Annotated in this window: 12 protein-coding genes; 6 read left to right on the top strand and 6 right to left on the bottom strand. The window is 70.0% G+C overall.

Features of this window, described 5'->3' with window-relative positions:
• Window positions 1–254: 254 nt before the first annotated feature.
• Complete coding sequence (gene secA, locus ABZ904_RS08050) at window positions 255–3,065, top strand: preprotein translocase subunit SecA (RefSeq protein ID WP_359397026.1); 2,811 nt, start codon at window positions 255–257, stop codon at window positions 3,063–3,065.
• 73 nt (window positions 3,066–3,138) lie between these two features.
• On the opposite strand, the gene ABZ904_RS08045 is transcribed toward secA, so the two are convergent.
• On the bottom strand, window positions 3,139–3,660 hold the full coding sequence (locus ABZ904_RS08045; protein WP_359397024.1) for an Rv3235 family protein: 522 nt from the start codon (window positions 3,658–3,660) through the stop codon (window positions 3,139–3,141).
• Window positions 3,661–4,007: 347 nt separating this feature from the next.
• Between ABZ904_RS08045 and ABZ904_RS08040 the strand changes: the two genes are divergently transcribed.
• Entirely contained in the window at window positions 4,008–4,523 is a 516-nt protein-coding gene (locus tag ABZ904_RS08040; protein WP_359397022.1) for a hypothetical protein, read from the top strand.
• A 68-nt stretch (window positions 4,524–4,591) separates the two neighbouring features.
• Window positions 4,592–5,257 (top strand): HAD family hydrolase, encoded by a 666-nt coding sequence (locus ABZ904_RS08035; RefSeq protein ID WP_359397020.1) that lies wholly within the window; start codon window positions 4,592–4,594, stop codon window positions 5,255–5,257.
• Between the two features lie 43 nt (window positions 5,258–5,300).
• Here the strand turns inward: ABZ904_RS08035 and ABZ904_RS08030 are convergent, their stop codons facing one another.
• Window positions 5,301–5,867 carry a DJ-1/PfpI family protein gene (locus ABZ904_RS08030; RefSeq protein ID WP_359397018.1) on the bottom strand — a complete coding sequence of 189 codons (567 nt, stop codon included), beginning with the start codon at window positions 5,865–5,867 and terminating at the stop codon, window positions 5,301–5,303.
• A 613-nt stretch (window positions 5,868–6,480) separates the two neighbouring features.
• Between ABZ904_RS08030 and ABZ904_RS08025 the strand changes: the two genes are divergently transcribed.
• The 3 genes from ABZ904_RS08025 (at window position 6,481) to ABZ904_RS08015 (ending at window position 13,755) form a co-directional block, all read left to right on the top strand.
• Complete coding sequence (locus ABZ904_RS08025) at window positions 6,481–11,421, top strand: NAD-glutamate dehydrogenase (RefSeq protein WP_359397016.1); 4,941 nt, start codon at window positions 6,481–6,483, stop codon at window positions 11,419–11,421.
• 226 nt (window positions 11,422–11,647) lie between these two features.
• On the top strand, window positions 11,648–12,160 hold the full coding sequence (locus ABZ904_RS08020; protein WP_361821833.1) for a GtrA family protein: 513 nt from the start codon (window positions 11,648–11,650) through the stop codon (window positions 12,158–12,160).
• A gap of 182 nt (window positions 12,161–12,342) precedes the next feature.
• A complete protein-coding gene (locus ABZ904_RS08015) occupies window positions 12,343–13,755 on the top strand; it encodes a hypothetical protein (protein WP_361821872.1) in 1,413 nt (470 codons plus the stop codon).
• Window positions 13,756–13,866: 111 nt separating this feature from the next.
• Here the strand turns inward: ABZ904_RS08015 and ABZ904_RS08010 are convergent, their stop codons facing one another.
• The 4 genes from ABZ904_RS08010 to ABZ904_RS07995 form a co-directional block, all read right to left on the bottom strand.
• Entirely contained in the window at window positions 13,867–15,528 is a 1,662-nt protein-coding gene (locus tag ABZ904_RS08010) for a glycosyltransferase family 2 protein (RefSeq protein WP_361821831.1), read from the bottom strand.
• Window positions 15,528–17,771, bottom strand: a complete 2,244-nt coding sequence (locus tag ABZ904_RS08005) for a CDP-glycerol glycerophosphotransferase family protein (protein WP_361821828.1) — start codon at window positions 17,769–17,771, stop codon at window positions 15,528–15,530. The genes ABZ904_RS08010 and ABZ904_RS08005 overlap by 1 nt, the downstream gene beginning before the upstream one ends.
• Window positions 17,772–17,849: 78 nt before the next feature.
• Window positions 17,850–18,719, bottom strand: a complete 870-nt coding sequence (locus ABZ904_RS08000; protein WP_359397008.1) for an ABC transporter ATP-binding protein — start codon at window positions 18,717–18,719, stop codon at window positions 17,850–17,852.
• Window positions 18,712–19,629 carry an ABC transporter permease gene (locus ABZ904_RS07995; RefSeq protein ID WP_359397006.1) on the bottom strand — a complete coding sequence of 306 codons (918 nt, stop codon included), beginning with the start codon at window positions 19,627–19,629 and terminating at the stop codon, window positions 18,712–18,714. The genes ABZ904_RS08000 and ABZ904_RS07995 overlap by 8 nt, the downstream gene beginning before the upstream one ends.
• Between the last annotated feature and the right edge of the window lie 58 nt (window positions 19,630–19,687).

Below are 19,687 nucleotides of genomic sequence, written 5' to 3'. Positions count from 1 at the left end.
CGCCGTTCCTGGCCGGGCCGACCGGCCCTTCCGGACCCGCCACGCCGTCGTGCCGTGGCGCTCGTTTCCGCGTGTCAGGCCCGTTACTTTTCGTGGCAAGGACGCGGCACCTTCGGCGGCGCCCGTCCGTTGTCCTAGTGGCTGTCGGGGGCAGACCTCCCGGTGCGGCGGGGTCCTCGCTTACGATGGCCGTTGCTCAAGCTGTCATACGTAACCGACCGTCCCAGGCCCGACCGGCAAGGAGACAAACCCCCGTGTCCGTCCTCTCGAAGATCATGCGTGCAGGCGAAGGCAAGATCCTGCGCAAGCTGCACCGCATCGCGGACCAGGTCAACTCCATCGAAGAGGACTTCATCGACCTCTCCGACGCCGAGCTGCGGGCCCTCACCGACGAGTACAAGCAGCGGTACGCCGATGGCGAGACCCTCGACGACCTGCTGCCCGAGGCCTTCGCCACCGTGCGCGAGGCCGCCAAGCGTGTCCTCGGCCAGCGGCACTACGACGTGCAGATGATGGGCGGTGCCGCGCTCCACCTCGGCTATGTCGCCGAGATGAAGACCGGTGAGGGCAAGACGCTCGTCGGCACCCTGCCCGCGTATCTGAACGCCCTGTCCGGAGACGGCGTCCACATCGTCACGGTCAACGACTACCTGGCCGAGCGCGACTCGGAGATGATGGGCCGCGTCCACAAGTTCCTGGGCCTGGACGTCGGCTGCATTCTGGCCAACATGACGCCGGCCCAGCGCCGCGAGCAGTACGCGTGCGACATCACGTACGGCACGAACAACGAGTTCGGGTTCGACTACCTGCGTGACAACATGGCGTGGTCCCAGGACGAGCTCGTCCAGCGCGGACACAACTTCGCGATCGTCGACGAGGTCGACTCCATCCTCGTGGACGAGGCCCGTACGCCGCTGATCATCTCCGGCCCGGCCGACCAGGCCACCAAGTGGTACGGCGACTTCGCCAAGCTGGTCACGCGCCTGAAGAAGGGCGAGGCGGGCAACCCCCTCAAGGGCACCGAGGAGACCGGCGACTACGACGTCGACGAGAAGAAGCGCACGGTCGCCATCCACGAGGGCGGCGTCACCAAGGTCGAGGACTGGCTGGGCATCGACAACCTCTACGAGTCGGTGAACACCCCGCTGGTGGGCTACCTGAACAACGCCATCAAGGCCAAGGAGCTCTTCAAGTGCGACAAGGACTACGTCGTCATCGACGGCGAAGTCATGATCGTCGACGAGCACACCGGCCGTATCCTCGCCGGACGCCGCTACAACGAGGGCATGCACCAGGCGATCGAGGCGAAGGAAGGGGTGGACATCAAGGACGAGAACCAGACGCTCGCGACGATCACCCTGCAGAACTTCTTCCGCCTCTACGGCAAGCTCTCCGGCATGACCGGTACGGCGATGACCGAGGCCGCCGAGTTCCACCAGATCTACAAGCTCGGCGTGGTCCCGATCCCGACCAACAAGCCGATGATCCGCAAGGACCAGTCGGACCTGATCTACCGCACCGAGGTCGCCAAGTTCGAGGCGGTCGTCGACGACATCGCCGAGAAGCACGAGAAGGGCCAGCCGATCCTCGTCGGCACGACCTCGGTCGAGAAGTCCGAGTACCTCTCGCAGCAGCTCGCCAAGCGCGGCATCCAGCACGAGGTGCTCAACGCGAAGCAGCACGACCGCGAGGCCGTGATCGTCGCGCAGGCCGGCCGCAAGGGCGCCGTGACCGTGGCCACGAACATGGCCGGCCGTGGTACGGACATCAAGCTCGGCGGCAACCCCGAGGACCTCGCCGAGGCCGAGCTGCGTCAGCGCGGGCTCGACCCCGAGGAGCACATCGAGGAGTGGGCGCAGGCGCTGCCCGCCGCCCTGGAGCGTGCCGAGCAGGCGGTCAAGGCCGAGAAGGACGAGGTCGAGGACCTCGGCGGCCTGTACGTGCTGGGCACCGAGCGGCACGAGTCGCGCCGTATCGACAACCAGCTGCGCGGTCGTTCCGGCCGTCAGGGCGACCCCGGCGAGTCGCGCTTCTACCTCTCGCTGGGCGACGACCTGATGCGTCTGTTCAAGGCGCAGATGGTCGAGCGCGTCATGTCGATGGCGAACGTGCCGGACGACGTGCCGATCGAGAACAAGATGGTCACGCGCGCGATCGCGTCCGCCCAGTCGCAGGTCGAGCAGCAGAACTTCGAGACCCGGAAGAACGTCCTCAAGTACGACGAGGTCCTCAACCGGCAGCGCGAGGTCATCTACGGCGAGCGGCGCCGCGTCCTGGAGGGCGAGGACCTGCACGAGCAGATCCAGCACTTCATGGACGACACGATCGACGCGTACGTCGGTGCCGAGACCGCCGAGGGCTTCGCCGAGGACTGGGACCTGGACCGGCTGTGGGGCGCCTTCAAGCAGCTCTACCCGGTGAAGGTCACCATCGAGGAGCTGGAGGACGCGACCGGCGACCGTGCCGGGCTGACGGCCGAGTTCATCGCCGAGTCCATCAAGGACGACGTGTACGAGCAGTACCAGGAGCGTGAGGCGCAGCTCGGTTCCGAGATCATGCGTGAGCTGGAGCGCCGGGTCGTGCTGTCGGTCCTGGACCGCAAGTGGCGTGAGCACCTCTACGAGATGGACTACCTCCAGGAGGGCATCGGCCTGCGCGCGATGGCGCAGAAGGACCCGCTGGTCGAGTACCAGCGCGAGGGCTTCGACATGTTCACCGCGATGATGGAGGGCATCAAGGAGGAGTCCGTCGGCTACCTGTTCAACCTGGAGGTCCAGGTCGAGCAGCAGGTCGAGGAGGTCCCCGTCGAGGACGCCAAGCCCTCCCTGGAGAAGGAAGAGGCCGTGGCGGCGCAGGCGGCTCGCCCGGAGATCCGCGCGAAGGGCCTCGAGGCCCCGCAGCGTCGCGAGCGGCTGCACTTCTCGGCGCCCACCGTGGACGGTGAGGGCGGCATCATCGAAGGCGACTTCGCCGGCGACGACGAGCCGGTGCGCTCGGAGGCGGACGGCCTCACGCGCGCTGAGCGCCGCAAGCAGGCCAAGACCGGGCGGCGCCGCAAGAAGTGACGCCGCTGCGGTCGGTACAGCCGTGACGAGGGGCCGGGCACCGGAGGGTGCCCGGCCCCTCGTGTCGTCCGGGTCAGTCGTCGTCCCTGCCCGGCCTCCGGGGTCCGCCCAGTTCCACCGCCGTGCAGCGCCAGCGGTGGTCCGTCCCGCACTCCAGGCGGAACGCCATCGCGCGGAGCTGGTCGCCCGCGCCGATACGGGCGAAGGCCTCGATGGCGCCGGGGCGCGGTACGTAGTACCCGATGTCACGGACGACGGGGCGGCTACCGCGGGTGCGCAGTGCGCCGCGTTCGGCGAGCCAGGCCAGCTCGTCGTAGGCGCGGCCGACGGTATGGCGGAGCATGCTGTGCACCGGGCGCTGACCGCTCAGCACGGACACCAGACGGTCGGCGAAGACATCGGTCGGGCGGGGCTGGGCAACCGGACCGGCCGGCCCCGGCGCGACGGGTGGTGTCGCGCGGGACGTCCCCGGGCGCGGTGCCGTATGGCGGGGCGTGCTGCCGGGGCGGCGGGTGTCGTGACGCACCGGCGGGCGGCCGCCCGGGTGCCGCTTGACCTTGGTCATCATGCTGTTCCTGGTCATGACCTTGTTCATGTGGGATCCCCGTTTCGCGGGACCGGCGGATACCGGTCGGTAACTTCTTGGTGGGGATCTTGTACGAGGCAGGGGGCCCCGCTCGCAAGGAATCGCCAGGTGTGCCGCGAGGGCCGGGGGATTCACCTATCAGGGTGATGAGCGGGCGGGGGCTCGATGGGGCGCCCGGGCTGTAGCGGGTGATCCATGGGTGCCTCGGTTGACCACGGGGAAGACTGCGACCGGGGCCCGAAGGGGGACGGCCGCACGTATCCTTGGGTGACTCGCCGGAGGCGCGGGACCGACCTCCGCGTGGTCCTCCCACGGGCCTGTCCGGCCGGCCTCACCGACTACGAAAGCGGCTCGTCATGCGCGTCTACGTCCCCCTGACCCTCTCCGGGCTCGCCGAGGCGTACAAGACGGGTGAGCTGGGTGCGGGACCGCTGGTCGCGTACGCCGTCACGCCCGCGCTGCGCGAGTGGTACCTGTCCGACGACATCGAGGAACTGGAGTACGCGGCCCTGAGCCGGGCCGCGCTGGCCTCGCTGCGGCTGGTGGCGGCGGACTCGGGGGCGCCGCGGCGACGGGTGGTCGTCGCGGTCGACGTACCGGACCGCGCGGCGGCCGCCGACCCCGACAAGGGCCTCGACCCGGCGGCGCTCGGCGAGGTACGGGTCGCCGGGGCCGTGTCGCTTGCCAAGGCGGCCGCGGTGCACGCCGACGCGGCCGACGCGGAGGCGGACGTCACGGCGGCTGCCGAGGCGCTGGAGGAGGCGGACCGCGGTGACGACGACGCGCAGTTCGTGGTGGACGGCGCCGAGGACCACGAGCTGCTCTGGTACGCGACGCAGGAGGTTCCGAATCTGCTGGGGCTCGGGGACTGACCCGGGTTTTGCCTCCCACGGGGCCGGTGCACCGGCGATTGTCAGTGCGGCCGGGTAGGTTTTCCGGCATGGGGAAGTACGGAAGCGCTCACATCGTCTGGGACTGGAACGGCACGCTGTTCCACGACAATGACGCGATCATCGGGGCCACGAACGCGGCCTTCGCCGAACTCGGTCTGGCGCCGATCACACTGGAGCGCTACCGGGCGCTGTACTGCGTGCCGGTGCCCAAGTTCTACGAGCGGCTGATGGGACGGCTGCCGACGGACACCGAGTGGCAGCTCATGGACGAGGTCTTCCACCGGTACTACTCGGAGCACCGCATCCGGTGCGGGCTCACCGAGGGCGCGACGGAGCTGCTCGCGGGATGGCGGTCGGCCGGCCGCAGCCAGTCCATCCTCAGCATGTACATGCACGACGAGCTCGTCCCCCTGGTCCGTGGGTTCGGGATCGAGACGCACTTCGTACGGGTGGAGGGGCGCACCGGGCCCTCCGGCGGCAGCAAGGCCGAGCACATGGTCCGGCACCTACGGGCCCTTGCGGGCGTGCAGCCGGCGCGCACGGTGGTGATCGGGGACGCCGCTGACGACGCGGTCGCCGCCCGGCACGTGGGAGCACGGGCCGTTCTGTACACCGGTGGCTCCCACAGCCGCGCCAGCCTGGAGGAGATCGGCGTGCCGGTGGTGGACACGCTGCTGGAGGCGGTCGCGGAGGCCGAGCGGCTGGCGGCCTGAGCCGGTGTGTGCGGCGCCCGTCCGGGCGCCGCACCGGGTGCCGTCAGGTCACCGGCGCCTTCGAGCGCAGCACCGTGAGGAACTCGCGCATCCAGCCGGGGTGGTCCGGCCAGGCACGGGACGAGACGAGGGTGCCGTCGACGACCGCCTCGACGTCCTGGAAGGTCGCCCCGGCCGCCTGCATGTCCAGCTCCAGCGCGGGGTAGGCCGTGACGCGCCGTCCGCGCAGGGCGTCGGCCGCGGCGGTGAGCAGGGGGCCGTGGCAGATCTGGGCGACGGGCTTGTCGGTGTCGAAGAAGGACTTGAGGATCTTGCGCAGCTCGGGGTCGTTGCGGAGGTACTCCGGGGCGCGACCGCCGGGGATGACGAGGGCGGCGTAGTCACCGGGGTCGACCTCGGAGAAGGCGAGGTCGGCGGGCCAGGTGTAGCCGGGCTTCTCGGTGTACGTGTCGAAACCGGCTTCGAAGTCGTGGACGACGAAGCGGAGTGTCTTGCGGCTGGGGGCCGCGATATGGACCTCGTAGCCCTCCTCGCGCAGGCGCTGGTAGGGGTAGAGGACCTCCAGTGATTCGGCGGCGTCGCCGGTGACGATCAGGATCTTCTGCGTCATGTTGGCTGTGCTCCCCTCGGTCGGGCGGAGGGCTGCGTCCGCTGCTTCTGGCAACGTGCCCGAGGCCGAGGGCGCTGCCAAGGGGCCGCGTACCGCTTGCCGGCCGTGCTCGCTGCTCGTACCGCCATGCTCGCACCGACGGCTCTGCACGGCATCGTCCTCTACGCCCCTGTGCAGAACGTCAAAGTTCGACCCCCTCTTTTGTACACATACGGCTCATGACGTGCCCCCCGTGCAGAGCGATAGCCTTGTGGCGTGATCAGCGCGATACCTCGCGGGGACGTTCTTGTCCCTGCCCTGCGCCCGGTGAGCACGGACGACATCCGTGACCGGGCGGCGGTCGCTGATCCTCACAGGCGGGGCCGGCCGGGAAGGGTGCCGCAGGCGCCCGGGACGGCAGCAGGGGTGCCGGGGACGCGGGAGGCGCACGACGCGCCGAGAGAAGCGTCACGGCCGCCCCAGGTGCCGGAATTGGCCGATAACCCCCCACCTTCCTCTCCGTGCGGCATAGCGTCGAACCAGACCGGACACCCCGCGTCACGACGTCACGTCGGAGAAGAGACCGTATTTCCTTCTACGTCACGCAACGGCGCGCGACAGGAGCCAGAGGACAATGCAGACCAAGCTGGACGAAGCCAAGGCCGAGCTGCTCGAACGGGCCGCCCGGGTAGCTGAGAACAGCCCGGTCGGGGGGCACCTACCGACTGGGACGACGGGCGAGGGCACCCCCGACCGGGACACCGTGCTCGCGTTCCTCCAGCGCTACTACCTGCACACCGCCCCCGAGGACCTGGCGGACCGCGATCCGGTGGATGTCTTCGGAGCCGCGTTCTCGCACTACAGACTGGCCGAGACGCGTCCGCAGGGCACGGCCAACGTGCGGGTCCACACCCCGACCGTCGAGGAGAACGGCTGGACCTGCAGCCACTCCGTCGTCGAGGTGGTCACCGACGACATGCCCTTCCTGGTCGACTCCGTCACCAACGAGCTGTCCCGCCAGGGACGCGGCATCCACGTCGTCATCCACCCTCAGTTCGTCGTCCGCCGCGACCTGACCGGCAAGCTGCTCGAGGTGCTGCCCGAAGGCCCCGACTGCGCGTTGCCGCACGACGCGCATGTCGAGTCGTGGATCCACGTCGAGATGGACCGCGAGACCGACCGCGGTGACCTGAAGCAGATCACCGCCGATCTGCTGCGCGTCCTGTCCGACGTCCGCGAGGCCGTCGAGGACTGGGAGAAGATGCGCGAGTGCGCGCTGCGCGTCGCCGAGGGGCTCCAGAAGGAGCCCGTGCCCGACGACCTGCCCACCGCGGACCTGGAGGAGGCCAGCGAGCTGCTGCGCTGGCTGTCCGCCGACCACTTCACCTTCCTCGGCTACCGCGAGTACGAGCTGCGCGACGACGACGTGCTGGCCGCCGTGCCCGGCACCGGGCTCGGGATACTGCGATCCGACCCGCACCACTCGGGTGACGACCAGCACCCGGTGAGCCCCTCCTTCGAGCGGCTGCCCGCCGACGCCCGCGCCAAGGCCCGCGAGCACAAGCTGCTGGTCCTCACCAAGGCCAACAGCCGTGCCACGGTGCACCGCCCGTCGTACCTGGACTACGTCGGAGTGAAGAAGTTCGACGAGAACGGCAACGTGGTCGGCGAGCGCCGCTTCCTCGGCCTGTTCTCGTCCGCCGCGTACACCGAGTCCGTGCGCCGGGTGCCCGTCATCCGCCGCAAGGTCGACGAGGTCCTCGACGGCGCCGGCTTCTCGCCCCACAGCCACGACGGCCGGGACCTGCTCCAGATCCTGGAGACCTACCCGCGCGACGAGCTGTTCCAGACCCCGACCGACGAGCTGCGCTCCATCGCCACCTCCGTCCTCTACCTCCAGGAGCGCCGCCGGCTGCGGCTGTACCTGCGCCAGGACGAGTACGGGCGCTACTACTCGGCCCTCGTCTACCTGCCGCGCGACCGCTACACCACGGGCGTGAGACTGCGGATCATCGACATCCTCAAGGAGGAACTCGGCGGCACCAGCGTCGACTTCACGGCCTGGAACACCGAGTCGATCCTGTCCCGGCTGCACTTCGTGGTCCGTGTGCCGCAGGGCACCGAACTGCCGCAGCTGTCCGACGCCGACAAGGAGCGCATCGAGGCCCGCCTCGTCGAGGCCGCCCGCTCCTGGACCGACGCCTTCAACGAGGCGCTGAACGCCGAGCTCGGCGAGGAGCGGGGCGCCGAGCTGCAGCGCTACTACTCGGGCGCCTTCCCCGAGGGCTACAAGGCCGACCACACCCCGCGTGCCGCGGTCGCCGACCTCGTCCACCTGGAGCAGCTCACCACCGAGGAGGGCGGCAAGAACTTCGCCCTCAGCCTGTACGAGCCCGTGGGCGCGGCCCCCGGCGAGCGCCGCTTCAAGATCTACCGCAAGGGCGAGGCGGTCTCCCTCTCCGCCGTGCTGCCCGTGCTCAACCGGCTCGGCGTCGAGGTCGTCGACGAGCGCCCGTACGAGCTGCGCTGCGCGGACCGCACGATCGCGTGGATCTACGACTTCGGTCTGCGTCTGCCCAAGTCGATGACCGGCAACGGGGATTACGTCGGCGACGACGCCCGCGAGCGCTTCCAGGACGCCTTCTCCGCCACCTGGACCGGGAAGGCCGAGAACGACGGCTTCAACGCCCTGGTGCTGGGCGCCGGACTCACCTGGCGGCAGGCGATGGTGCTGCGCGCGTACGCCAAGTACCTGCGTCAGGCCGGTTCGACCTTCAGCCAGGACTATATGGAGGACACCCTCCGGAACAATGTCCACACCACCCGGCTGCTGGTCTCCCTCTTCGAGGCGCGGATGTCGCCGGACCGGCAGCGGGCCGGGGTGGAGCTGACCGACGCCCTGCTGGAGGAGCTGGACGCCGCGCTCGACCAGGTCGCCTCGCTCGACGAGGACCGGATCCTGCGCTCCTTCCTCACCCTGATCAAGGCGACCCTGCGCACCAACTTCTTCCAGGAGGCGCGGGGCGGCAGGCCGCACGACTACCTCTCCATGAAGTTCGACCCGCAGGCCATCCCTGACCTGCCGGCGCCGCGCCCCGCGTACGAGATCTGGGTGTACTCGCCGCGCGTGGAGGGCGTGCACCTGCGCTTCGGCAAGGTCGCGCGAGGCGGCCTGCGCTGGTCCGACCGGCGCGAGGACTTCCGCACCGAGATCCTCGGCCTGGTCAAGGCGCAGATGGTGAAGAACACCGTCATCGTGCCCGTGGGCGCCAAGGGCGGGTTCGTCGCCAAGCAGCTGCCGGACCCGGCCGTGGACCGCGACGCATGGCTCGCGGAGGGCATCCGCAGCTACCGGACGTTCATCTCCGCCCTGCTCGACATCACCGACAACATGGTCGCCGGCGAGATCGTGCCGCCCGCGGACGTGGTCCGGCACGACTCGGACGACACGTATCTCGTGGTCGCCGCGGACAAGGGCACGGCGACGTTCTCGGACATCGCCAACGAGGTCGCCGAGAGCTACCACTTCTGGCTCGGGGACGCCTTCGCCTCCGGCGGCTCGGCGGGCTACGACCACAAGAAGATGGGCATCACGGCCCGCGGCGCCTGGGAGTCCGTGAAGCGGCACTTCCGGGAGCTGGGTGTGAACACCCAGGCCGAGGACTTCACGGTCGTCGGCATCGGCGACATGTCCGGTGACGTGTTCGGCAACGGCATGCTGCTGTCCGAGCACATCCGCCTGGTCGCGGCCTTCGACCACCGGCACATCTTCATCGACCCGAACCCGGACGCGGCGACCTCGTACGCCGAGCGCCGCCGCCTGTTCGAGCTGCCACGTTCCTCCTGGGCCGACTACAACACCGAACTGCTGTCGGCCGGCGGCGGGGTGTTCCCCCGCTCGGCCAAGGCGATCCCGGTCAACGGGCACATCCGCGAGGCCCTCGGCATCGAGGGGGCCGTCACCAAGATGACCCCCGCCGATCTGATGCAGACGATCCTCAAGGCGCCGGTGGACCTGCTGTGGAACGGCGGCATCGGGACGTACGTCAAGTCCTCGGCGGAGTCGCACGCGGACGTCGGTGACAAGGCCAACGACGCCATCCGGGTGGACGGCTGCGACCTGCGTACCAAGGTGGTGGGCGAAGGCGGCAACCTGGGCCTGACCCAGCTCGGCCGGATCGAGTTCGCCCAGCACGGCGGAAAGATCAACACGGATGCCATCGACAACAGCGCGGGCGTGGACACCTCCGACCACGAGGTGAACATCAAGATCCTGCTCAACGCAGTCGTGGCGAACGGTGATCTGACCGTCAAGCAGCGCAACCATCTGCTCGCCGAGATGACCGACGAGGTCGGCTCTCTGGTGCTGCGCAACAACTACGCGCAGAACGTGGCGATCGCCAACGCCCTGTTCCAGTCCAAGGACATGCTGCACGCACAGCAGCGGTTCCTCCGGTATCTGGTGCGCGAGGGCCACCTCGACCGGGCGCTGGAGTTCCTGCCCACCGACCGCCAGATCCGCGAGCGGCTCAACTCCGGTCACGGCCTGACGGGCCCGGAGACGGCCGTCCTCCTGGCGTACACGAAGATCACCGTCGCCAAGGAGCTGCTGGAGACGCCGCTGCCGGACGACCAGTATCTGCGCACCCTGCTGCACGAGTACTTCCCGACGGCCCTGCGCGAGAAGTTCCCCGAGCAGATCGACCACCACGCGCTGCGTCGTGAGATCGTGACGACCCTTCTGGTCAACGACACGGTGAACACGGGCGGCACGAGCTTCCTGCACCGGCTGCGCGAGGAGACGGGCGCATCGCTGGAGGAGATCGTCAGGGCGCAGACCGCGTCCCGTGCGATCTTCCACTCCAGCATGATGTGGGACGCGGTGGAGGCGCTCGACAACCAGGTCGACGCCGATGTGCAGACCCGGATCCGCCTGCACTGCCGCCGGCTGGTGGAGCGCGGCACGCGCTGGCTGCTCAACAACCGGCCGCAGCCGCTGGAGCTCAGCGGCACCATCGAGTTCTTCAAGGACCGCGTCGAGCAGGTCTGGAACGAACTGCCCAAGCTGCTGCGCGGTGCGGACCTCGAGTGGTGGCAGAAGATCTACGACGAGCTGACGGGCGCCGGCGTGCCGGACCAACTCGCCACGCGTGTGGCCGGGTTCTCCTCCGCCTTCCCGGCGCTCGACATCGTCTCGGTGGCCGACCGCACGGGCAAGGACCCGATGGGCGTCGCCGAGGTCTACTACGACCTCGCCGACCGGCTGCGGATCACCCAGCTCATGGACCGCATCATCGAACTGCCGCGCGCCGACCGGTGGCAGTCGATGGCGCGCGCGGCGATCCGCGAGGACCTGTACGCGGCCCACGCGGGCCTGACCGCCGAGGTCCTCTCGGTGGGCAACGGCAGTTCCACGCCGGAACAGCGGTTCAAGGCCTGGGAGGAGAGGAACGCGGCGATCCTTTCGAGGGCGCGCACCACCCTCGACGAGATCTCGAGTTCGGACTCCTTCGACCTGGCGAACCTCTCGGTCGCGATGCGCACGATGCGCACGCTGCTGCGGACGCACAGCTAGGCACGGCCCGGCGGTGCGGCCGGTACCGCTACGGCGGGGGCGCCCCACGGTGTTGGGGCGCCCCCGTTCGTATGTCCGGGCGTCCTCCCTCAGTTCGCAGGGCTGGGACGGCTTTCTTGTCAATACCTTGGGCAATTCAGGAGTTGAATTTACCGTTTCCTGCTAAACGGGACATTTGGGCTAAGGTTTGGCCTGATCGTCGAACGAGTGTGGAGGACCCGTACCCGTGACTGTGAACCTCTCCGAGCAGCGGCCCCAGGTCGCTCGCCCGGTAGCCGAGACCGTTGTCCCCGCCCCCGTCCCGGTGATCTCCCGGGCCCGGCGGATCGTGGTCGAGGTGGCCAAGTTCGGGGTCGTCGGCGGCAGTGGTGTCGCGGTCAACATCCTCGTCTTCAACTTCCTTCTGCACGTTCTGACGTGGGCGCCGATGACGGCGACCGTGCTCGCCAGCATCGTCGCCATGGGCACCAACTACCTCGGCTTCCGCTTCTTCGCCTACCGGGACCATGCCTCCCGCACCCGGCAGCAGATCGTCCTGTTCTTCGGCTTCAGCGGAATCGGCGTGCTGATGGAGAGCGTGCTGTTCTACGTCGGCTACCACGGGCTCGACATGAACGGGCCGCTCGGCTCGAACGTGGCCAAGGCGCTGTCGATCGTGCTGGCGTCGGCGTTCCGCTTCCTGGTGTACCGGACGTGGGTGTTCCAGCACGAGGCGAAGCAGGGCGTCGGCACGCGATGAGCGTCGCCTCCGACGGGACAGGCGGTACCGGCAGAGGGATCACCGGGGCCGAGGAGAAGACCGGGCCGGCCACGGGAGCCGAGAGGCCGAAGCGGCCCTGGAGCGCGCTCACGGCCGCCGGAACGCCGCGCGGAGGGGCCGGAGCCGTGGTGTGGGCGGCCCTGGGCCTGCTCGCCGTGCTGATGCTGCTCGTGATCGTCCGGCTGCCGTGGGACGGCGACCTCGGCATGCACGCCGCGACCGTGGAACGGCTGCGGCACCGGCTGCTGGACCCCGGCAATCCGCTGGTCGACGCGAACACGCCGAGCCCGTACTACTCGCCGTGGATCCTCTTCCTCGGGGCCGTCGCCCGTCTCACCGGGCTGTCCGTCTGGGTCGTGCTGCGCATCGGCGCGCTGGTCGGTCTGACGCTGCTGGTCACCGGCGTCTGGCGGTACGTCCGCACGCTGAGCGCCGAGCGTCTCGCGCCGCCGCTCGCCCTGCTGTGCGTGGTGTTCCTGTGGGGCACGCAGGTGTTCAACTGGAGCGGCTTCCTCGGTCTCAACTCGCTTGCCCTGACGGTGGCTTACCCGAGTGTGTTCGCGCTCGGCCTCGCCTTCCACTTCTGGGCGCTGCTGGCACGGGCCCTCGAGGGCGAGGGAGCCGGATGGGCCGCCTTCCTCGGGCTCGGTGCGATGTGGGCGGTGATCCTGCTCAGCCACCAGTTCACCGGGGTGGTGGCGACGCTGGGGGCGATCGCGACCGTGGCCGGGGCGCGGCCCGGGCGCCGGGTCCTGCCGCGGCTCGGGGCCGGTGCCGTGCTCGGGTCGGCGCTCCTCGCGCTGTGGCCGTACTACGACTTCTTCGCGCTGCTGCGCACGGGCGGTCTGGAGGCGATCCACCGGCCGCTGTACCAGCACCTGGTCACACGGTTCTGTCTCGTACTGGCCGGAGTGGTGGCGCTGGGACTGCGGGCGCGGCGGAACCCGCGGGACCCCCTGGTGGTCTTCTTCCTGCTCGGGGCGGTGCTGTTCGCGGCGGGCGGCCTGACCGGGCACTACTCCTGGGGGCGGGCGCTGCCGGCGGTGCTGATCCCGGCGCAGGTGGCGGCGGCCGTGGAGGTGGCCGGTGCGGCGCGGGGAGCGCTGCGCAACTGGGCGGCCGTGGTGCTGGCGGCCGCGCTGGCCGTCGGGGCGTGGACGCAGGTCCAGACCGTGGGGTTCGTGGTGGGCCGGAGCGCACTGCCCGGGGCGGTCGCGGCGAAGTACCGGGCGCCGTGGACGGGTTACCACTGGATCACCCCGTGGGTCCGGTACGGGGACGTGGTGATGGCGAAGACGTATCCCGCGCGGCAGATCCCGGCGTACGGGGCGTACACCGTGGCTCCGGGATATCCCGACTTCTTCCTGCCGGACCAGGGGAGGCGGGAGGCGGCGGTGCGGACGTACTTCGCGGCCGGGTCGTCGCGGAGCGCACGTCTCGACGTGCTTCGGTTCTACGGCGTGCGGTGGGTGGTGCAGCGGCCCTCGGACGGGGGGCTGCCGCCGGGCGACCGGGCGGTGCGGAAGGTGGCGTCTGGACCCGGGGGCCAGGTGCTGTACGAGGTACTGCGCTGAGGAGGCTGCTGCACCCGTCCGGCGTCCGAGCTGGATCGTCCAAGTCAGGAGCCGGACCGGCAGCACTCTCCGGGGGCGGCGCGTGAGCCAAGGCCCACGCGCCGCCCGCCGTCACCGCAACGCGCTCCTGACCAGCTGCGCCGCCCGCCGTGCTCGCGGTCCCGCCACCCGGCCGACCACCGGGCCCACGCGTGCCGTGACTCCCACGGGCCGCCACCGGATCTGCAGGCGGCCAGGGCCGCTTCCCTCCGGTTCGACGGTCACCTCGTGCGGCAGGGTGCCGACGGGGGCCGCCGTGAGCGACGGGAAGACCGTCGGCGCCAGCAGGACGCCCGTGTTGGTCAGGCCCTGGTGTTCCAGGCGCAGCACCGGGTGGCGGATGCCCTCGAAGCCCTGCACGGGCAGATGGGCCGCCGCCAGGTCCACCCGGACGCGTCCCTCGAAGACACCGGGGCGGACCGGGTCCAGACGGAAGGCGGTGACCAGGCGGCGCCTGCCCGGCGAGACCACGACGCTCGCCCGCTGCGGGCCGACGGGCAGACGCAGGCCCGGGTCGAAGGTGCGGATCGAGAGATCGACCGACGCTCCCGGGCCCGGAGTCACGGACGTGATCTCGTGGCGGAACAGCGCGCTGGGGAAGGGCCGGTCCTCCAATTCGAGTTCCGAAACGTCCAGTTCACGGCGGGCCCAGGAAGAGGACGGGATCCGTGTGCCCCAATGGACCGCTCCCGAACCGTCGGTCACCACCTCCCGAGGCGCCACTTCCTGTCCCAGTTCCCGCGCCGCGGACCGTGCCTCGGTGAGCCGGCGCTCGCGCACCAGCTGGATCACCACGCGTTCCGTACGCGGCAGTCGGGCGTACGCGCCGGGCGCCAGTGTCTCCAGATACGGCGTGACCACGTCCGCGAAACCGGCCAGCCACTCCTCGTCGCGGTACGGCAGATCGCCCGCGTACATCCGGAAGTCGTGCTTGAGGAACTTGTGGTCCTTGTGCTCGCGCAGCCCGCCGTGGCCGCTCGTCTCGAGGAAGTCGTCGATCAGCCGCTGCACATGGATGCGGTCCCGCACGTTCGTGAGTTTGTGCCGCTGGTTGGAGATGGACGCCGACTCCGCCGCCACGAACGGCGCAATGTACCAGCGGTACACCGGCTCGGGGATGATCGTGAAGCAGCGCGCCAGGCAGTACGCCTGTGCCGAGAACAACTGGTCCTCGTAGTGGATGCCCTCGGGGAAGCGCAGCTTGTGGCGGTCGAGGAACTCCCGCCGGTACATCTTGCTGGTCGAGAGGTGCTCGAACAGCAGGCCCGGTTCGGACGCGATGCCCTCGACCGTGCGCCGCTCGGCGACCAGGTGCGGCATCCAGGTCGAGCGGCGACCGGTGTCGATCCGCACGCGTTCCACCGCGCCCATGGTGAAGTCGACGTCGCGTTCGCGGTGCGCCGCGAGCAGCAACTCGACGGCGTTCGCGGGAAGTTCGTCGTCGCTGTCAAGGAACATCAGATACGAGGCCTGGGCGATCTCGATCGCCCGGTTGCGCGGTGCGCTGCAGCCGCCGCTGTTCTCGGGCAGTCGCAGATAGCGCACCCGCTGGTCCTGTGCCGCCAGGCGCCGGGCGACCGACGGAGTGTCGTCCGTCGAGTGGTCGTCGCTGATGATCACTTCGATGTCCGGGTGGGTCTGCCGCAGCAGCGAGGCCACCGCGCGGGGCAGACGCTCCGCGTCGTTGTAGACGATGACCGTGATCGTCACATCGGGGGTCCGGGTCGTCGTCATCACGCTGTCGCCTCCGAGGGGGCCGGGGCCGGGGTCCGTTCGTCCACGGGGACCACGGGCGGCAGCGACTCCTCGCTCTCGCCCAGGAACACCCGGCGCACCACCCGCTCCGCAGCCCGTCCGTCGTCGAACTCGCAGAAGCGGCGCCGGAAGGCGGTCAGCGACTTCAGGGAGGCCTCGTCCCGCCATGCCTCCGACTCGAAGACGGCCGCGAGTTCCTCCTGGGTGCGCGCCACGTGGCCCGGCGCCTCGGCCGTCAGGTCGAAGTAGACGCCGCGCGTTTTCGCGTACGTCTCCCAGTCGTCGGCGTAGATCACGATCGGACGGTTCAGGTTGGCGTAGTCGAACATGATCGACGAGTAGTCCGTGACCAGGGCGTCCGCCGCCAGCGAGAGGTCCTCGACCGGGTCGTACGACGACACGTCGATCACCCGGCCGGAGCGGCGCAGTCCGGCGAGCGGAGAGGCCGCACCGCCGTAGAAGTAGTGGCCGCGGACCAGCAGGACCGTGTCCTCGCCCAGCCGGTCGGCCAGTGAGGCGAGGTCGAGGCGCGGGGTCCAGCCCGCCTCGTAGTCGCGGTGCGTGGGCGCGTAGAGGACGGCCCGGCGGCCCGGGGCTATGCCGAGGCGGTCGCGGATCGCGCGGACGTCCGCCGCCGTGGCGGAGTAGAAGACGTCGTTGCGCGGATAGCCGTAGTCCAGCGGTGTGTAGCGCGAGGGGTACGCGCGCTCCCACATGCGCGTGGAGTGGCTGTTCGCGGAGACGCTGTAGTCCCACTTGTCGATACGGGCCAGCAGCGCCTCGAAGTCCAGCCCCTTGGAGGCGGCCGGGAAGTCGAGCTGGTCCAGGCCCATCCGCTTGAGGGGGGTGCCGTGGTGGGTCTGGAGGTGGATCGCGTCCGGGCGCTTCACCACGGAGTTGGGGAAGTTGACGTTGTTGACGAGGTACTTGGCCCGCGCCATCACGTCCCAGTAGCGGCGGGTACCGGCGACGATGTGGTCGGTGCCCGGCGGCAGCAGTGCCGCCTTGTGCCGGGACACCACCCACACCGGGTGGATGTGCGGCGCGAGTTCGGTGAGCTTGGCGGCGATCGCGGCCGGGTTGCAGGCCACACCTCGGTCCCAGTACGCCGAGAACACCGCGAGTTCCGCGTCGACGGGTTCGCTCAGCGCCCGGCGGTAGCGGTGGTCGCGCAGCTTCGCGCCGACCTGGCGCCTGCCCGCAGCGACCACCGACCTGACCTCGCGCCGCTTCTGGTTGGCGGCCTGGAAGGCGCGGTACTTGGTGTACGCGTCCTCCTCGAGGAGCGAGTGGCGGATGCCGTCGAGGCCGGCGGGGCGCTGGTGGTGCGACGGCCGCCGGCGCACGGCGGCCCGCGACGCGCGGCGGAAGAACTCCCGCGCCACCGGCTCCGGCATCCCGCCGCGGGCGAAGGTACGCAGCAGATCGCGCACCATCACGTCGTACAGGACCGACTTCGGTCCGTCGGGCGCGTCCCGCCCGTCCCGCCCGTCCAGCAGCCGGTGCAGCCGCTCGTACCGGTCGATGACCGCGTACCGCTGCGCGGGGGCCACCGGCGGCAGGCTCTGCTCGCGCAGGTCCCTTATCTCGTACGCCACCTGGTCCACGGAGGCGATCGCGCCGGCGTGGAGGAGCACGGCGAGGGCGGTGTACGCCTCGTCGTCGAGGACGTCCTCGCCCGCGATGTCCGCGTGGACGTCCGGGGACCGCCAGAAGTCCGCGCGCATCACGCGGTTCCCCAGCACCGGGGTCATCCGCAGCAGTTGGGGGGAGTCGGCGAGCGGGACGGCACGGCGGCCGACCCGGGCCAGGAACCGGCCGTCCCCGCCGGGCGCCCCGGAGTTCTGCCAGGTGGAGCGGACATGGTCCACGACCAGGACGTCCGCCGAGTCCCCGAGTTCCGTGGTGCGGTCGGCCACGATGCGCAGGGCGCCGGCCGGCAGTCCGTCCTTGGCGTGCACGAAGTGCAGCCAGCGGCCGGTGGCCCGGGCGGCACCCGCCGCCCGGGCCACGCCGTCGCTCGTGCCCTCGGGCAGCGGCAGCACCACCATCCGCGAGTCCTCGGCCGCGCGGCGCTCCGCCTGCTGCCGGGCCCAGTCGCCGACGGCCGCGACGATCACCTCGGACTCGGCGAAGGGCTGGGCGCTCAGAGAGTCGAGGAGTTCGCCCAGACGCCCTTGGGGATCGGGGCCGTGGACGATGACGCTCAGCCCTGGTTGCACGTGGCCTCCCTGCTTTTCATACGCCCACGGCGGCACTGCTGGTGCTGTGATGAGGCTGTTCGAACGCGTGGGCGGGCCTCAGGAAGGAAGAGGGGCTTTGGCGTCCGCAGGTTCCTTTTCCGGCGGATTCGGCTTCTTGGGGGCGCTCGGCCGCTTGGACTTGTCGCCGGTGAAGGCCTCGTACTCGGCGAGGACGTCCTCGGTCGGCCCGTCCATGCGCAGCACACCGCGCTCCAGCCACAGCACCCGCTCGCAGGTGTCACGGATGGACTTGTTGTTGTGGCTGACCAGGAACACCGTGCCGGCATGCTTGCGCAGCTCGCGGATGCGCTCCTCGGAACGCTTGCGGAAGGCCGCGTCACCGGTGGCCAGGGCCTCGTCGATGAGCAGGACGTCGTGGTCCTTGGCGGCGGCGATGGAGAAGCGCAGCCGGGCGCCCATGCCGGAGGAGTACGTGCGCATCGGGAGGGTGATGAAGTCGCCCTTCTCGTTGATGCCGGAGAAGTCGACGATCTCCTGGTAGCGCTCCTTGATCTCCTCACGGGACATGCCCATGGCCAGGCCCCCGAGGTAGACGTTCTTCTCGCCGGTCAGGTCGCCCATCAGGGCCGCGTTGACGCCGAGGAGGGAGGGCTGGCCGTCGGTGTAGATGGCGCCGTTCTCCACCGGGAGCAGGCCGGCGACGGCCTTGAGCAGGGTGGACTTGCCGGAGCCGTTGGTTCCGATGAGGCCGATCGCCTCGCCCTTGTAGGCGGCGAAGGAGACGTCCTTGACGGCGTGCACCTTGCGGACGCCGGCCGCCTTCTCGGCGTGCTTGCGGCGCACCATGCGGTTGAGCGCGGCGGTCGCGGAGCCGCGGCCGGCACCGGTGCCGTTGACCCGGTAGACGATGTCGACGTGGTCGGCGACGACGGTGGGGACGAGGGTGTCGTTCATGTTCTCAGCCACGGCCGTACGTCTCCTCAGCCTTCCAGAAGTAGATGAAGCCGCCGACGCCGACGACCAGGGCCCAGCCGGTGGCGATGATCCACACGTGCGGCGGCAGCTGGCCGGCGTGGAAGCTGTCGATCAGGGAGAAGCGCATCAGGTCGATGTAGACGGCGGCCGGGTTGGCCTTGAGCACCGGCGCCACCCAGCTCGGCAGCCCCTGGTGCTTGCTGGTCAGTTTGTCGATGCTCCACATGACGCCGGAGATGTACATCCAGGTGCGCAGCACGAACGGCATCAGCTGGGAGATGTCCGGCGTCTTGGCGCCCCAGCGGGCCATGATCAGCGACATGCCGGTGTTGAACGTGAACTGGAGGATCAGCACCGGGATGGCCAGCACCCAGGAGGCAGCGACCGGCACGCCGAAGCAAAGCAGGATGACGACCAGGGCGGCCATGGAGAACAGCAGCTGCTGGAGCTGCTGGAGGCAGAAGGAGATCGGCAGCGCGGCCCGCGGGAAGTGCAGGGCGCGGACGAGACCGAGGTTGCCGGCGATCGCGCGGGTGCCGGTCTGGATCGAGCTCGATGTGAACGTCCAGATGAACACGCCCGTGACCAGGAACGGGATGTAGTCCGGCACGCCCTTCTTGGTGTCCAGCAGGACACCGAAGATGAGGTAGTACACCGCGGCGTTCAGCAGCGGGGTCATGATCTGCCAGACCTGGCCGAGCTTCGCCTGCGCGTACTGGGCGGTGAGCTTGGCGGTGGCGAACGCGGTGATGAAGTGGCGCCGCGCCCACAGCTGACGAACGTACTCGGGCAGGGAGGGGCGGGCGCCGCTGACCGAGAGGCCGTGCCTGGCGGCGAGCTCGGCCGGCGTCTCGGCCTGTTCGGTCGCCGTGGGGGGCGGTGTGTGGAGAACCTGGCTCACATCCGCTGCTTTCGCTCGGGGGGTCGGGTGCGCGAACCGGTCCGAAGTGTCCCGCCGC

The sequence above is a fragment of the Streptomyces sp. NPDC046900 genome (genome assembly GCF_040644975.1).
Lineage (GTDB): Bacteria > Actinomycetota > Actinomycetes > Streptomycetales > Streptomycetaceae > Streptomyces.
The sequence above is the reverse complement of the archived record's forward strand: the minus strand, read 5'-3'. Positions and strand labels throughout refer to the sequence as shown.

Bases quoted from the DNA above. Each gene is read 5' to 3' on its own strand.
- ABZ904_RS08045 (WP_359397024.1), bottom strand. From the start codon at position 3,660: ATGAACAAGGTCATGACCAGGAACAGCATGATGACCAAGGTCAAGCGG.
- ABZ904_RS08040 (WP_359397022.1), top strand. From the start codon at position 4,008: ATGCGCGTCTACGTCCCCCTGACCCTCTCCGGGCTCGCCGAGGCGTAC.
- ABZ904_RS08035 (WP_359397020.1), top strand. From the start codon at position 4,592: ATGGGGAAGTACGGAAGCGCTCACATCGTCTGGGACTGGAACGGCACG.
- ABZ904_RS08030 (WP_359397018.1), bottom strand. From the start codon at position 5,867: ATGACGCAGAAGATCCTGATCGTCACCGGCGACGCCGCCGAATCACTG.
- ABZ904_RS08025 (WP_359397016.1), top strand. From the start codon at position 6,481: ATGCAGACCAAGCTGGACGAAGCCAAGGCCGAGCTGCTCGAACGGGCC.
- ABZ904_RS08015 (WP_361821872.1), top strand. From the start codon at position 12,343: ATGCTGCTCGTGATCGTCCGGCTGCCGTGGGACGGCGACCTCGGCATG.
- ABZ904_RS08010 (WP_361821831.1), bottom strand. From the start codon at position 15,528: ATGACGACGACCCGGACCCCCGATGTGACGATCACGGTCATCGTCTAC.